This window comes from Enterobacter sp. A8 (genome assembly GCF_004296595.1).
GTDB lineage: Bacteria > Pseudomonadota > Gammaproteobacteria > Enterobacterales > Enterobacteriaceae > Enterobacter > Enterobacter cloacae.
Window position 1 is genome coordinate 618439 of record NZ_SCMF01000001.1, and the last position, 15715, is coordinate 634153.

The 15715-nt window shown below is 55.1% G+C and carries 12 protein-coding genes; 9 read left to right on the plus strand and 3 right to left on the minus strand.

Going from position 1 to position 15715, the window contains the following annotated elements; genetic code table 11:
• Positions 1 to 156 precede the first annotated feature (156 nt).
• The gene (yddG, locus tag EQV24_RS02925) at positions 157 to 1035 is read left to right on the plus strand and encodes an aromatic amino acid DMT transporter YddG (protein ID WP_062676900.1); all 879 of its coding nucleotides are present in this window, start codon (positions 157 to 159) and stop codon (positions 1033 to 1035) included.
• A gap of 625 nt (positions 1036 to 1660) precedes the next feature.
• On the plus strand, positions 1661 to 2734 hold the full coding sequence (locus EQV24_RS02930) for a porin OmpD (protein WP_013096520.1): 1074 nt from the start codon (positions 1661 to 1663) through the stop codon (positions 2732 to 2734).
• A gap of 46 nt (positions 2735 to 2780) precedes the next feature.
• On the opposite strand, the gene EQV24_RS02935 is transcribed toward EQV24_RS02930, so the two are convergent.
• Positions 2781 to 4268, minus strand: a complete 1488-nt coding sequence (locus EQV24_RS02935; protein WP_130626148.1) for an MFS transporter — start codon at positions 4266 to 4268, stop codon at positions 2781 to 2783.
• A gap of 116 nt (positions 4269 to 4384) precedes the next feature.
• Here EQV24_RS02935 and EQV24_RS02940 point away from each other — a divergent pair, with 116 nt between their 5' ends.
• From EQV24_RS02940 to narI, 6 genes are all read left to right on the plus strand, one after another.
• Positions 4385 to 4960 carry a TetR family transcriptional regulator gene (locus EQV24_RS02940; RefSeq protein WP_013096517.1) on the plus strand — a complete coding sequence of 192 codons (576 nt, stop codon included), beginning with the start codon at positions 4385 to 4387 and terminating at the stop codon, positions 4958 to 4960.
• Positions 4961 to 5167: 207 nt separating this feature from the next.
• Positions 5168 to 6553, plus strand: coding sequence for a NarK family nitrate/nitrite MFS transporter (locus tag EQV24_RS02945; protein ID WP_029883341.1), 1386 nt, complete (start codon positions 5168 to 5170; stop codon positions 6551 to 6553).
• Positions 6554 to 6620: 67 nt separating this feature from the next.
• Complete coding sequence (locus EQV24_RS02950; protein WP_130626149.1) at positions 6621 to 10361, plus strand: nitrate reductase subunit alpha; 3741 nt, start codon at positions 6621 to 6623, stop codon at positions 10359 to 10361.
• Positions 10358 to 11902, plus strand: a complete 1545-nt coding sequence (narH, locus tag EQV24_RS02955; protein ID WP_130626150.1) for a nitrate reductase subunit beta — start codon at positions 10358 to 10360, stop codon at positions 11900 to 11902. The genes EQV24_RS02950 and narH overlap by 4 nt, the downstream gene beginning before the upstream one ends.
• A complete protein-coding gene (gene narW / locus EQV24_RS02960) occupies positions 11902 to 12597 on the plus strand; it encodes a nitrate reductase molybdenum cofactor assembly chaperone (RefSeq protein ID WP_013096513.1) in 696 nt (231 codons plus the stop codon). Before narH ends, narW begins: the two co-directional genes overlap by 1 nt.
• Positions 12594 to 13274 (plus strand): respiratory nitrate reductase subunit gamma, encoded by a 681-nt coding sequence (narI, locus tag EQV24_RS02965; protein WP_013096512.1) that lies wholly within the window; start codon positions 12594 to 12596, stop codon positions 13272 to 13274. Before narW ends, narI begins: the two co-directional genes overlap by 4 nt.
• 87 nt (positions 13275 to 13361) lie before the next feature.
• Here narI and EQV24_RS02970 read toward each other — a convergent pair whose 3' ends face one another.
• On the minus strand, positions 13362 to 13811 hold the full coding sequence (locus tag EQV24_RS02970; protein WP_047024882.1) for a hypothetical protein: 450 nt from the start codon (positions 13809 to 13811) through the stop codon (positions 13362 to 13364).
• Between the two features lie 229 nt (positions 13812 to 14040).
• On the opposite strand from EQV24_RS02970, the gene EQV24_RS02975 reads away from it, so the two are divergent.
• Complete coding sequence (locus EQV24_RS02975) at positions 14041 to 14745, plus strand: cysteine hydrolase family protein (protein WP_130626409.1); 705 nt, start codon at positions 14041 to 14043, stop codon at positions 14743 to 14745.
• A gap of 115 nt (positions 14746 to 14860) precedes the next feature.
• Here EQV24_RS02975 and nhoA read toward each other — a convergent pair whose 3' ends face one another.
• Positions 14861 to 15697, minus strand: coding sequence for an N-hydroxyarylamine O-acetyltransferase (nhoA, locus tag EQV24_RS02980; RefSeq protein WP_130626151.1), 837 nt, complete (start codon positions 15695 to 15697; stop codon positions 14861 to 14863).
• Positions 15698 to 15715 lie beyond the last annotated feature (18 nt).

Consider the following 15715-nt stretch of genomic DNA (forward strand, 5'->3'; position numbering starts at 1 on the left):
CGTCAAATCAAGGTCGCCGGTGTTCGCCCCCTTAATAGTCAACCATCTCGCATTTAAATACCTCTTTTTGATTAACGGCTTAAGAGAATAATTCGCGACCGGGGCGCGATCGGTGCTATAAGTTTTGCCTTTGGTTTTGAGAGTAATGGCAAGGGTATGGACAGAAAAAGAGCAACGCTGATTGGGCTGGCAGCAATCTTGTTATGGAGCACCATGGTGGGGCTCATTCGCAGCGTGAGTGAAGGGCTTGGGCCTGTGGGGGGTGCCGCCATGATCTATACCGTCAGCGGCTTACTCTGTCTGGTGACGGTAGGATTTCCTCAAATCCGGCGCTTCACTCCCGGCTATCTTATTGCCGGCAGCCTCCTGTTTGTGAGCTACGAAATTTGTCTGGCGCTGTCGTTAGGGTATGCGGCTACGCGTTCACAGGCGATTGAAGTCGGCATGGTGAATTATCTCTGGCCAAGTCTGACCATTGTGTTTGCCATTTTGTTTAACGGACAGAAATCGTCCCTGTGGGTGATCCCCGGATTAGCCCTCTCTTTACTCGGTGTGTGCTGGGTATTGGGCGGCGAACAGGGGTTGCAGGTGAATGAGATTATCCGCAATGTTGTCTCCAGCCCCCTCAGCTATGCCCTTGCATTTGCCGGCGCGTTTATCTGGGCGGCGTACTGCACGGTAACCAGTAAATATGCCAAAGGACAAAACGGGATCACGCTCTTTGTGTTGCTTACCGCGCTGAGTTTGTGGGTGAAATATGCCCTAAGCGATCAACCGGAAATGGTGTTCAGCGTTCCGGTGGTGGTGAAATTACTCATGTGCGGCGTCGCACTGGGGCTGGGCTATGCGTCGTGGAATATTGGGATCCTTCACGGTAACGTCACGGTGCTGGCAGCCGTGTCCTATTTTACCCCGGTCTTATCCGCTGCGCTGGCGGCGCTGTTGTTGAGCGCCCCACTTTCCTTCTCCTTCTGGCAAGGCGCCATCATGGTCTGTGTGGGTTCTTTGCTGTGCTGGTACGCCACACGAAAATAATCTTTTCCTGATGCCGGGTTAATTACAACTCGGCCACATAATTAACATAAATTTAAAATGTGATCGCCCATTCACTCTTTAGCAAAATAATAGAAAGCGGTTTAGTTTCTGTTTATATTAACTCTCGTTCGTAAAGATATGGCGCGCAAATTGACATAAACTGACACCGGAACGTAATAACTGTATATCAAACAGTCACGTCAGAAAAAGCATAAAATAATATAATTCACTGCAAAACATTCACTTCATACATCGGAATTAGCGTACGTTTAATCTTATAACATACTGATTTCAATACGCATCAATTTCAACAGCCACTGTAAAAGTACGAAAAAAACGATAATTAACGCCATGAAATAAAAATGGTAATAATTATATTCCCCGCAACGAAAATGGCGGTAAAACGCGCACAAAATGCATAATTTTCAGGCAATTTATTCGTTAAAGCTGAAATTTACCCGATCACGATCACACTAATTGAAATTATCTTTAATATTTTGAAACTTATTATTGAAAGCAGGCTACAAGATTTTTAAAAATAGCTTGCCATTGACGAACACCCTCGTTTGGAAATCGTTCGAAGTGGTTCAGGAAATACCCAAGAAAATTATAAGGAATATTTAAGATGAAACTTAAATTAGTTGCAGTGGCGGTCACTTCCATGTTGGCAGCAGGCGTTGTAAACGCGGCTGAAGTTTTTAACAAAGACGGTAACAAGCTGGATCTGTACGGTAAAGTCACAGGTCTGCACTATTTTTCTGATGATACTGACAACGACGGCGACAAAACCTACGTTCGTCTGGGCTTCAAAGGCGAAACTCAGATCAATGACCAGATGACGGGTTATGGCCAGTGGGAATATGAGTTCAAGGGCAACCGCTCTGAATCCCAGGGCGCTGACGGTAACAAAACGCGTCTGGCGTTCGCAGGTCTGAAATTCAACGAATTCGGTTCCTTCGACTACGGCCGTAACTACGGCGTGGCGTACGACATCGGCGCATGGACTGACGTTCTGCCAGAATTCGGTGGCGATACCTGGACCCAGACTGATGGCTTTATGACTGGCCGTACAACTGGCGTAGCGACTTACCGTAACACCGACTTCTTCGGTCTGGTTGACGGCCTGAACGTTGCCGCTCAGTACCAGGGTAAAAACGACCGTAACGACATCACCGAATCTAACGGTGACGGCTGGGGTCTCTCTTCTACCTATGAATTCGACGGCTTCGCAGCGGGTGCAACCTACGCGAAATCTGACCGTACTGACCGTCAGGTTCGTGCAGCAAGCGACCTGAACGCAGGTGGCGAGAACGCAGAAGTATGGGCAGCCGGTCTGAAGTACGATGCGAACAACATCTACCTGGCAACCACCTACTCTGAAACCCGTAACATGACAGCTTTCGGTGACGGTCACGTTGCAAACAAAGCACAGAACTTCGAAGTTGTGGCTCAGTACCAGTTCGACTTCGGTCTGCGTCCGTCCATCGCTTACCTGAAATCCAAAGGTAAAGACATCGGTTCTTACGGCGACCAGGATCTGGTGGAATACGTTGACGTTGGCGCGAGCTACTACTTCAACAAAAACATGTCCACCTATGTTGATTACAAAATCAACCTGCTGGACGACAATGCGTTCACCAAAGACGCTAAAATCGCTACCGACAATATCGTTGCTGTAGGTCTGACCTACCAGTTCTAAGATACGTTAGTGCAGAAAGGCCAGCCCTCGCGGCTGGCCTTTTTTATTACTGCTGCGGCGCTTTCGCCAGGCTAAACCAGATCCCCACCGCCAGAACCAGCAGCATGCCTCCCGCACTGCCTAACGCCACACTGTGCGAGGTGATAAACGCGGATTTCGCCGCCGACATCACCGACTCGGCCAGTGCAGGCGTCAGCTCCTGCGCGACGCTCATCGCTTCACCGATCGACGACGACGCTTTCTCGCTAAGGGACGCGTTCAGCCCCTTCGGTAGTTCAATCGACGCCGAGAAGCTGCGGGTCAGCAACAGACCAAATATCGCGATCCCCAGCCCCGCGCCCAGTTCGTAGGACATGGTTTCAATCGCCCCGGCAGCGGCGGCTTTCTCTTTCGGCGCCGCCGCCATGATTGCCGAGGTGGAGGCCAGCAGCGCACTCGCCGCACTGAAGCCAAGCAGCACCATCAGGCACCACGCCTGCCACTGCTGCGTGCTGAAGTCGAGCATCGACAGGCCTATAAAGCTGACGGCGCTCAGCCCCATTCCGCCTGCCGCTACCATGCGCAGCCCCAGACGACCAACCAGTATCCCGGCAATCGGGCCGCTGAACCCGCTGGCGACCATGAGCGGCAGCATGAACATGCCCGCTTCAAACGGGGTAAAGCCATGCACAAACTGCAGCTCCTGGGCCATCAATAATTCATACCCCACCAGGGCGATCATGGCGGTCATCGCCATCACCACCCCACTTAAAATGATGCGATGGCAAAACAGGCGCATGTCGATCATCGGCACGCGGGCGCGAAGCTGAATACGCACGAAGATAAACAGCAATACCGCGCCGGTGAGCAGTGTACAGGCCACCAGCCATGGAGAAAGCCCGCCTTTCAGCGCGGTTTTGGCGCTATAGACCAGCAGCAAAATTGCCACAATCAGCATGACGGCATGGCTAATATTCAGCGGCTGCTCTGGGCGCCCTTGCTGACGCGGAACATAGACCGCGGCCAGCGACACCACCACCAGCACAATCGGCACGTTGATCAAAAAGACCGATCCCCAGTAAAAATGCTCCAGCAGCATACCGCCAATCAGCGGACCAAACGCCGCCCCGCCGGACCCGACCGCGGCCCAGACGCCAAGCGCGATGTTGCGATCTCGCGCGTTAATAAACAAGGTGCGTATACCCGCAAGGGTTGCCGGTATGATCATTGCCGCGCCAATTGCCAGCGAGGCGCGCGCGGCAATCAGCCAGCCCGCAGAGGGGGCAAAGGCCGCCGCCAGCGATGACAGGCCAAACAGCGTGCTGCCAAGCATCAGCAGCCGTTTAAAACCGATGCGGTCGCCGAGCGCGCCCATTGGCAACACCATACCCGCCATCACCAGCGAGTAGATATCGATGATCCACAATAATTCGTTACCGCTGGCGCCCAGCGTCATGCTCAATGTCGGCGCCGCCACGTGCAGCACCGTCGCGTCAATCGCCACCGGGATATACACCAGCACGATAATCACTAACGCTAACCACTGACGAAACATAAATTTCCTTTTTATATAAAAATGGACACATGTCCAGGATGCGATCCTACGGAATGTTGAACACTTGTCCAGCTCTTTGTTACACTCGTTTCATTGCTATTTAAGAGTGAGAGAAAATGGGTTATCTGACCAGGGATGAAAGACGGGAAGAGATCTTACAGGCCGCTATGCGCGTGGCGCTGGCCGAGGGATTTTCCGCCATGACGGTGCGCCGCATCGCCTCCGAAGCCGGTGTCGCAACCGGGCAAGTGCATCACCATTTCACCTCCGGCGGTGAGTTAAAATCGCTGGCCTTTATCCGGCTGATCCGCGAACTGCTGGATGCGGATGTGGTCGGGGAACACGCCAGCTGGCGGGCACGTTTACATGCCATGCTCGGCAGCGATGACGGCAGGTTTGAACCCTACATTCGCCTCTGGCGAGAAGCGCAAATCCTCGCAACCCGCGACGCAGAGATCAAGGGCGCGTATGTGCTGACAATGGAGATGTGGCATCAGGAAACGGTTGCCCTTATTGAAGCTGGCAGGAATGCAGGCGTATTCCGTTCCGGTGACCCGGCAGCAAGTATTGCCTGGCGTTTAATTGGCCTGGTATGTGGCCTTGACGGCATATATCTATTAAACATGCCTGAAATGGATGACGCTGCGTTTAATAATCATCTTGATAAATTAATTTCTCTGGAGTTGTTTTAATACTCCCTTCTGAGTAATTAAATCCCACCGTTACAATTAGTAACACATTAGGCGAACCCCTATTTCATTTCCAAACTCTGGGGTTCGCTTTTTTATCTATCCTTTCAGATGTATCTCAATACTTCCAATAACCACAATACCAGACCTTCTCATATCTAGCTGTTTTTACTTATTTTTTATCTTCATTTGGGTAAGCAAGAGGGCGATATGTCACAACAAAGTGAGAAAAGTCATCACCATCTTTTAAGTAACTGGAAACCGGAAAATCCGCAATTCTGGGAGAATAAAGGCAAACATATCGCGCGAAGAAACCTATGGATTTCTGTGGCTTGCCTGCTATTGGCCTTTTGCGTCTGGATGTTATTTAGTGCCATTGCGGTTAACCTCAATAAAGTCGGATTTAATTTCACTACCGATCAGCTTTTTATGCTAACGGCATTACCTTCTCTCTCCGGCGCAATATTGCGTGTCCCCTACTCTTTTATGGTGCCGATATTTGGCGGACGTAACTGGACAGTATTGAGCACCGTGATCCTGATTATCCCCTGCGTCTGGCTGGGGATTGCCATTCAGAACACCGCGACGCCTTACTGGGTCTTTATCGTCATTGCCCTGCTCTGCGGATTTGCGGGCGCTAACTTTGCCTCCAGCATGGGGAATATCAGCTTTTTCTTCCCAAAATCCAGACAGGGTAGCGCGCTGGGAATCAACGGCGGGCTGGGAAACCTGGGCGTCAGCGTGATGCAGTTGATCGCGCCACTGGTCATTTTTCTGCCGATGTTCACCTTTCTGGGGGTAAACGGTGTGCCTCTGGAGGACGGGTCCACCATGTGGCTGGCGAATGCCGCCTGGATCTGGGCCCCGCTTCTGCTGCTGGCCACCATTGCGGCGTTTATTGGCATGAACGATATCGCCAGCTCAAAAGCCTCTATCGCCAGCCAGCTTCCGGTACTTAAGCGGTTTCATCTCTGGCTGCTGAGCCTGCTCTATCTGGCGACCTTCGGCTCGTTTATCGGTTTCTCGGCAGGCTTTGCCATGCTGTCGAAAACCCAGTTTCCGGACGTTAACATTCTTCACCTTGCCTTCTTTGGCCCCCTGATTGGTGCGCTGGCGCGTTCAGCGGGCGGGATGATCTCCGACAGGCTGGGCGGCGTGCGCGTCACGCTCATCAACTTTGTCTTTATGGCCATCTTTAGCGCCCTGATCTTCCTGACCCTGCCCGGCTCGGGCTCCGGCAGCTTTGTCGCGTTTTATCTGGTCTTTATGGGGCTGTTCCTCACCGCCGGGCTGGGCAGCGGCTCAACCTTCCAGATGATTGCGATTATCTTTCGCCAAATCACCATCGACCGGGTGAGAAAGCAAGGTGGCACGGATGAACAGGCGCAGCATGAAGCCGTGACGGACACCGCTGCCGCGCTGGGCTTTATCTCTGCCATTGGCGCAGTAGGCGGATTTTTTATCCCCAAAGCCTTCGGCACCTCGCTGGCAATGACCGGATCGCCGGTCGGCGCCATGAAAGTCTTCCTCGTGTTTTACATCGTCTGCGTGCTCGTCACCTGGCTGGTGTACGGCCGTAAATCCTCACAAAAATAATAACTACATCTTCGCCGGAGCGTGATGCAGCACCCTCCGGCCATGCTATCGAAGCAGGAGAAATGTCATGAGCAAACTGCTGGACCGCTTTCGTTACTTCAAAACAAAAGGCGACAGTTTCGCCGATGGACACGGGCAGGTGTATCACACCAACCGGGACTGGGAAGACAGCTACCGCCAGCGCTGGCAGTTCGACAAGATTGTGCGCTCTACCCACGGCGTGAACTGTACCGGCTCCTGCAGCTGGAAGATTTATGTCAAAAACGGACTGGTGACCTGGGAGACCCAGCAGACCGATTACCCCCGCACTCGCCCGGACCTGCCTAACCATGAGCCACGCGGTTGCCCACGCGGCGCAAGCTACTCCTGGTACCTCTACAGCGCCAACCGCCTCAAATATCCGCTGGTGCGCCGCAGGCTGATTGAACTCTGGCGCGAGGCGCTGGCGCAGAACAGCGACCCGGTACTCGCCTGGGATGCCATTCAAAACGATCCGCAAAAAGCGCAGAGCTACCGACAGGCACGCGGTAAAGGCGGGTTTATCCGCTCGAACTGGAAAGAGCTGAACCAGCTGATTGCCGCCGCCAACGTCTGGACCATCAAAAATTATGGCCCGGACCGCGTGGCCGGTTTCTCGCCTATTCCGGCGATGTCGATGGTCTCTTACGCTGCCGGTACGCGCTATCTCTCTCTGCTCGGCGGTACCTGCCTGAGTTTCTATGACTGGTATTGCGACCTGCCTCCCGCCTCGCCCATGACCTGGGGCGAGCAGACCGACGTGCCGGAGTCCGCCGACTGGTACAACTCCAGCTATATCATCGCCTGGGGCTCTAACGTTCCCCAGACGCGCACCCCCGACGCCCATTTCTTTACCGAGGTTCGTTATAAAGGGACCAAAACCGTTGCCATCACGCCTGACTTCTCAGAAGTTGCCAAACTGAGCGACCAGTGGCTCGCCCCCAAACAGGGGACCGACAGCGCGCTGGCGATGGCCATGGGACATGTGATCCTCAAAGAGTTCCACCTAGATAACCCAAGCGACTACTTCCTCAACTACTGCCGCCGCTACACCGACATGCCGATGCTGGTTCTGCTGGATGAGCAGGCCGATGGTCGTCTGGTGCCGGGACGCATGCTGCGGGCGTCTGACCTTGTTGACGGGCTGGGCGAAGCCAACAATCCGGAGTGGAAAACCGTCGCTTTTGATATTGCCGGTAATCTGGTGGTTCCTAACGGTTCCATTGGCTTCCGCTGGGGCGAAAAAGGCAAATGGAACCTGGAATCGCTGGCTGCGGGTCAGGAAACGGAGTTGACCCTTTCCCTGCTGATCACACACGACAGCGTGGCGGATGTCGCCTTCCCCTACTTTGGCGGCAATGAGAATCCGCATTTTCGCAGCGTGAAGCAGGAGCCAGTGCTGACCCGCCGCGTGCCAAGTAAAACCCTGACGCTTGCCGATGGCAGCCAGAAACATGTGGTCAGCGTGTACGATCTGGTGCTTGCCAACTACGGTCTCGATCGTGGTCTGGAAGACAGTAACGCGGCTGAAAATTATGGTGAGATCAAAGCGTATACACCGGCCTGGGGCGAACAGATCACCGGTGTTCCCGCGTATCTGATTGAAAAAATTGCCCGTGAGTTTGCCGACACGGCGCACAAAACGCATGGACGCTCGATGATCATTCTCGGTGCCGGAGTAAACCACTGGTACCACATGGACATGAACTACCGGGGCATGATCAACATGCTGGTCTTCTGCGGCTGCGTAGGCCAAAGCGGCGGTGGCTGGTCGCACTACGTGGGCCAGGAGAAGCTGCGTCCGCAAACCGGCTGGCTGCCGCTGGCCTTCGCGCTGGACTGGAACCGCCCGCCGCGCCAGATGAACAGCACCTCGTTCTTTTACAACCACGCCAGCCAGTGGCGCTATGAGAAGCTGACGGCGCAGGAGCTGCTTTCTCCGCTGGCGGACGCATCCCGATTCACCGGTCATCTGATCGACTTCAACGTCCGCGCCGAGCGTATGGGCTGGCTGCCGTCGGCGCCGCAGCTCAACCTCAACCCGCTGCACATCAAAGCCCGCGCGGAGGCGGCGGGCATGACGCCGCAGGAGTACACCGTTCAGGCGTTGAAATCGGGCGATATCCGCTTCGCCTGCGAGCAGCCCGACAGCGGTAAAAACCACCCGCGCAATCTGTTTGTCTGGCGCTCGAACCTGCTTGGCTCCTCCGGCAAAGGCCACGAGTACATGCTCAAGTATTTGCTCGGCACCGAAAGCGGGATACAAGGAGAAGATTTAGGCTCGACCGATGACGTGAAGCCTGAAGAGGTCGACTGGCAGACTAACGCCATTGAGGGCAAACTCGACCTGCTGGTAACGCTCGATTTCCGTATGTCCAGCACCTGCCTGTTCTCTGACATCGTCCTGCCCACCGCCACCTGGTATGAAAAGGACGACATGAACACCTCCGACATGCATCCGTTTATTCATCCGCTGTCTGCCGCCGTCGACCCGGCGTGGGAATCGCGTAGCGACTGGGAGATTTACAAAGGCATCGCCAAAGTTTTCTCTGACGTGTGCGTCGGCCATCTCGGTACGGAAACGGACGTCGTGTTGCAGCCTCTGCAACACGATTCCCCGGCGGAACTGTCCCAGCCGTTTGATATTCAGGACTGGCGCAAAGGCGAATGCGATCTGATCCCCGGCAAAACCGCGCCGAACATTGCGGTCGTCGAGCGTAACTACCCGGAAACCTGGGAGCGCTTTACCTCCCTCGGCCCCTTGCTGGACAAGCTCGGCAACGGCGGGAAAGGGATCTCGTGGAACACGCAAAACGAGGTCGAGTTCCTCGGCAAGCTGAACTACGTCAAGCTCGACGGTCCGGCGAAAGGCCGTCCGCGTATCGAGACGGCCATTGATGCCGCCGAAGTGATCCTTGCGCTGGCACCGGAAACCAACGGTCAGGTGGCAGTGAAGGCGTGGGAAGCGCTGGGCGAACTGACCGGACGCGACCACACCCACCTGGCGCTGAATAAAGAAGATGAAAAAATCCGCTTCCGCGATATTCAGGCGCAGCCGCGTAAAATCATCTCCAGCCCGACCTGGTCCGGTCTGGAAAGCGAGCATGTCTCCTACAACGCGGGTTATACCAACGTTCACGAGCTGATCCCGTGGCGCACCCTCTCCGGCCGTCAGCAGCTGTATCAGGATCACCCGTGGATGCGTGCCTTCGGCGAAAGTCTGGTGGCTTACCGTCCGCCGATTGATACCCGCAGCGTCAGCCATATGCGCGAGATCCCGCCGAACGGCTTCCCGGAAAAAGCGCTCAACTTCCTGACGCCGCACCAGAAATGGGGCATCCACTCTACCTACAGTGAAAACCTGCTGATGCAGACCCTGTCGCGCGGCGGGCCGATTGTCTGGATCAGTGAAACCGACGCGCGTGAGCTGGGCATTGAGGACAACGACTGGATTGAAGCCTTCAACGCCAACGGCGCACTCACCGCCCGCGCGGTGGTCAGCCAGCGCGTGCCACCGGGTATGACCATGATGTACCACGCCCAGGAGCGCATTCTTAACATTCCGGGTTCCGAGGTGACCGGACGGCGCGGCGGTATTCATAACTCGGTGACCCGCGTCTGCCCGAAACCGACGCACATGATTGGCGGTTACGCGCAGTTGGCTTACAGCTTCAACTATTACGGCACCGTTGGCTCCAACCGCGACGAGTTCATCATGATCCGCAAAATGAAAAACATTAACTGGCTGGATGGCGAAGGTCGGGATCAGGTACAGGAGACGAAAAAATGAAAATACGTTCACAGGTTGGCATGGTACTGAATCTCGATAAATGCATTGGCTGCCACACCTGCTCGGTCACCTGTAAAAACGTCTGGACCGGGCGTGAAGGGATGGAGTATGCATGGTTTAACAACGTCGAAACCAAACCGGGGATCGGCTACCCGAAAAACTGGGAAGATCAGGAAGAGTGGCAAGGCGGCTGGATCCGCGGTATTCACGGTAAGCTGACGCCGCGTCTCGGCGGCAAAATGGGGGTGCTGTCGAAAATATTTTCTAACCCCGTCCTGCCGCAGATTGACGATTATTATGAGCCTTTCACCTTCGATTATCAGGATCTGCACCGCGCGCCGGAGGGGGATCACCTCCCTACCGCTCGCCCGCGCTCGCTGATTGACGGCAAGCGGATGGACAAGATCGTCTGGGGACCCAACTGGGAGGAGCTGCTGGGCGGCGAATTCGAAAAACGCGCCCGCGACCGTAACTTCCAGAAGATCCAGAAAGAGATGTACGGCCAGTTTGAAAACACCTTCATGATGTACCTGCCGCGCCTGTGCGAGCACTGCCTGAACCCAAGCTGCGTCGCCACCTGCCCGAGCGGCGCCATTTACAAGCGCGAAGAGGACGGCATTGTGCTGATTGATCAGGACAAATGCCGCGGCTGGCGTCTGTGCATCAGCGGTTGTCCGTACAAAAAGATCTACTTCAACTGGAAGAGCGGCAAGTCAGAAAAATGCATCTTCTGCTACCCGCGCATTGAATCCGGCCAGCCGACCGTCTGCTCGGAAACCTGCGTTGGGCGCATCCGCTATCTCGGCGTGCTGCTGTATGACGCGGACCGTATTGAAGAGGCCGCCAGTACCGAGCATGAAACCGATCTCTACGAACGCCAGTGCGACGTGTTCCTCAACCCGAACGACCCGGCGGTGATTGAAGAAGCGCTGAAACAGGGCATTCCGCAGAACGTGATTGATGCGGCCCAGCGCTCCCCGGTCTACAAAATGGCGATGGACTGGAAGCTGGCCCTGCCGCTGCACCCGGAATACCGCACCCTGCCGATGGTCTGGTATGTGCCGCCGCTGTCACCGATCCAGTCCTACGCTGACGCAGGCGGTCTGCCGCAGAGCGACGGCGTCCTGCCTGCCGTGGAGAGCCTGCGCATTCCCGTGCAGTACCTGGCGAACATGCTCAGCGCGGGGGATACCGACCCGGTGCTGCGCGCCCTTAAACGCATGATGGCGATGCGACACTACAAGCGCTCCCAGACGGTAGAAGGCGTCACGGACACCCGTGCGATTGAGGAGGTAGGCCTTACCGTGGAACAGGTTGAAGAGATGTACCGCTATCTGGCCATCGCCAACTATGAGGATCGTTTCGTGATCCCCACCAGCCACCGTGAAATGGCGCGCGATGCCTTCCCGGAACGTAACGGCTGCGGCTTCACCTTTGGCGACGGCTGCCACGGCTCTGACACCAAATTTAACCTCTTCAACAGCAGCCGGATTGATGCCATCAACATCACCGAGGTGCGCGAACATGGGGAGGGAGAGTAATGCAGATCCTCAAAATCATCGCGCTGCTGATTGAGTATCCCGATGAGACTCTGTGGGAAAATCGCGAGGAAGCGCTTTCGCTCATTGAGCAGGACGCACCCATGCTGCTGTCATTTGCCCGTCAGCACCTGAGCGCCCCGCTGCTGGATAAACAGGCCGAGTGGTGCGAGGTATTTGAGCGTGGCCGCGCGACCTCGCTGCTGCTGTTCGAGCATGTTCACGCTGAATCCCGCGATCGGGGTCAGGCAATGGTCGACCTGATGGGCCAGTATGAGAAAGCCGGGCTACAGCTCGACTGCCGCGAACTGCCGGACTATCTGCCGCTCTATCTGGAGTACCTCAGTATCGTTACGGACGACGAGGCGCGCGAAGGATTGCAGAACGTCGCGCCTATCCTGGCGCTGATTGGCGGGCGTCTGAAGCAGCGCGGCGTGGCCCATTATCAGCTGTTCGATGCCCTGCTGGTGTTGGCCGGAACGCGGCTTTCCAGCGACAGCGTGGCGAAACAGGTGGCCACGGAAAAACGCGATGACACCCGCCAGGCGCTGGACGCCGTCTGGGAAGAGGAACAGGTCAAGTTTATCGAAGACAACGCCACATCGTGCGACAGCTCGCCGATGCAGCACTATCAACGACGCTTTAGCCAGGACGTCGCGCCGCAGTACGTAGACGTCAGCGCCGGAGGCCCAAAATGACACATTACCTGAACGTCTTTTTCTATGACATTTACCCCTACATCTGCGCCACCGTGTTTTTCCTCGGCAGCTGGTTGCGCTACGACTACGGGCAATACACCTGGCGCGCCTCATCGAGCCAGATGCTCAGCAAACGCGGTATGAACTGGGCCTCTAACTTGTTTCACATTGGGATCCTGGGGATTTTCTTCGGACACCTGTTCGGCATGCTAACTCCGCACTGGATGTATGCCTGGTTTTTACCCGTCGCGGTTAAGCAGCAGTTAGCCATGATTGCTGGGGGGATTTGCGGCGTGCTGACGCTGATTGGCGGGTCCATGCTGCTGATTCGCCGCCTGTTCAACCAGCGGGTGCGCGCCACTTCCACCACGCCGGATATCATCATCATGAGTATCCTGCTGATACAGTGCATTCTGGGGCTGACCACCATCCCCTTCTCCGCACAGTATCCTGACGGAAGCGAGATGATGAAGCTGGTCGGCTGGGCGCAGGGAATTGTGACGTTTAAGGGAGGTTCGTCAGAAATGCTGAGCGGCGTGGCGCCGATCTTCCGCGTTCATCTGGTGCTGGGGATGACGATTTTCCTTATCTTCCCGTTCACCCGCTTGGTGCACGTGTGGAGCGCACCGTTTGAGTACTTTACCCGTCGGTATCAGGTGGTGAGGTCGCGCCGTTGATTTTGTCGGGTGGCGGCTTCGCCTTACCCGACCTACGTTCAAGCACCTGTCGGCCCGGTAAGGCGTAGCCGCCACCGGGCTTTAATGTCAACTTACTGACCCTCCGGTTATCAGAGAGAGAATAAATAACAGCAACAGCACCGCGACGATCAATCCGAATGCAAGTAGCACAGCATGGAACGTTAGCGTTAGCCCTGAGAAAAGAAGTGCCCCGGAGATCCCCCAACGGCTCTCCTTGCACATCCCTCCGATGAACGAAAGCCCCAGAGCCACAACAGCGAGAATAATCCCGGCATTAAGAAGAATGCGGTCGATATCGACCGTTGTTTTTTCTGTTCGGGCAGCAGGACGCTCCCCCTTTAGCCCCGCAATTATCCCTTGTTTTACAGCCGAAACCTTCTCAGCAACCATAACTTCAAGCGCTGGCGGCTTTGGAGAAAACGGGCCGAATGAAAACTGGACGATTGAGAGAATGAGTGCAATTCCTCCCAGCAACATACCCAATGAACTGAATTTATTTCGTAAAACGATTTCCATATCAACATGCCTTCGAATGATGCCGCCGCGTGGGCTGTAGGCCCGGTAAGGCGTAGCCGCCACCGGGCGATGAAGGCTGAAGCATGCCGCTTTGCAGAAGAAAATTCCACCACGAAATGTCGTCTCATAATGGCCCAAAAGTATCGTTATTGGTTCTCCAGGTGACTCATACTGTGAGCAACTGTGCGGAATAATGGCTCCCGAACACAACACAGAAGGGGTTCGCGTGATGAAACCATTTTTTCGTACAGCATTGCTGATGAGCACTTTTTCCACTTATGCTAGCGCGCAGGAAACGACCGGCGCGAATAGCAAAACCATTCGTGCAATGACAGGCGCAACGGCGACTTCGTCTTTATCCGCCTCACAAACGGCGTTAATCGTGGTGGATATCCAAAACGAATATTACGCAGGTAAAGATTTTCGTGGTCAGATGGTGATCCCTGATGGAGATAAGGTACTGAAGAACAGTCAAAAGCTGGTTAGCTATGCCCATCAAAAGGGGATGCCGGTGTACTTCGTGCGCCATATAGCGCCAAAGGATAGCCCGCTGTTTGCCGAAGGGTCTGTTTATGCCAAGTTCCATCAAGACCTACAGCCTTCTGCACGCGATGCCATTATCACCAAAGCGACCCCGAGCTCTTTTGTTGGCACCGATCTGGATGCGCAATTAAATAAAAAAGGGATCAAAAAGGTGATAGTCATTGGCCTGATGACACACATGTGCATTTCCTCTACCGCACGTGACGCTGTTCCGCTGGGCTATAACGTGATTATCCCTGAAGATGCGACAGCAACACGCGATCTGGATGATGGTCAGGGTGGCGTGGTGGACCACAAAGCGCTGCAACGTGCGGCATTAGCCGGTGTTGCCGATGTGTTTGCCGAGATTATGACGACCAAAGACGTTATGGCGCTGCCAGTCACAGAATAAGACCGGACTTGATCCCCGTTGCCAGCCAGGTCTCTATACTGGCTGGCGCACGGAGGCTTAATAACACCTCGCCTTCTCGCTATCGGCGCGAGTTTCGCGGCCGATAGCGAGAAGGCTATTTTCCGTGAGTTTCGAAACCCGCCATCACCGCCGTCAGCTCCGCCAGGGAAAAACCGTGCTTCGGATCGTCAACGCCCAGCCCGAAGCGCTCCTGCATCAACTGATACAGCGCCGCAGCATCGGGAAGATGGATCTGCTCCTCTACATGGCCCTTTTGCCAGTGAGTAAAGTTGAAGTTGGTCAGCGTCAGTTTGCCGCCGTCAGGCCGATGGCGGCACATCAGCAGATGATGGCGGAAATGGGACTGCGGCCAGTGCGCCGACCAGAAATTCCCCATGACGTAATCACTGAAATATTGTGTCGTCAGGTCAAAGTGGTACATCGACTGCCAGTGCTCATGGTGACGGAATTGTAGTACCCAGTCGTTCCCCTCGCTCAGCAGACGATACAGCCCGTGCGGCGTCTCCTGCTCTTGGTTGGCAAGCAGACGAATCGGTGCCGTCAGCGTCTGGCCGCCAAACCCAACGTCGGCAATCCAGCGCTCGCCGTTAAGTTCGACGAGCAACAGGCGATGCGTGCGCGGCGGCATTTGTGGTGGATTCGCTAATACCACACGTCCCAGCACGCTGCGCACCGTAAACCCAACTTCGCGCAACACGCGCTCAAACAAGCCATTTTGTTCAAAGCAATACCCCCCGCGACGCGCCTTAACAAGTTTGTCGACAAGGCTTTGATCGTCGAGCTGTATTTCGCGCGGCAGAACGACATCGATATTCTCAAACGGGATCGCACAGTTGTGATGTAAATGCAGCGCGCGCAAGGTGTCGATATCAACAGTAGCCGGTTGTTTCCAGCCGATGCGGGCGAAATAGGCAGTCAGAAATGGGGACATGCATCAGTTTCCTTTAAC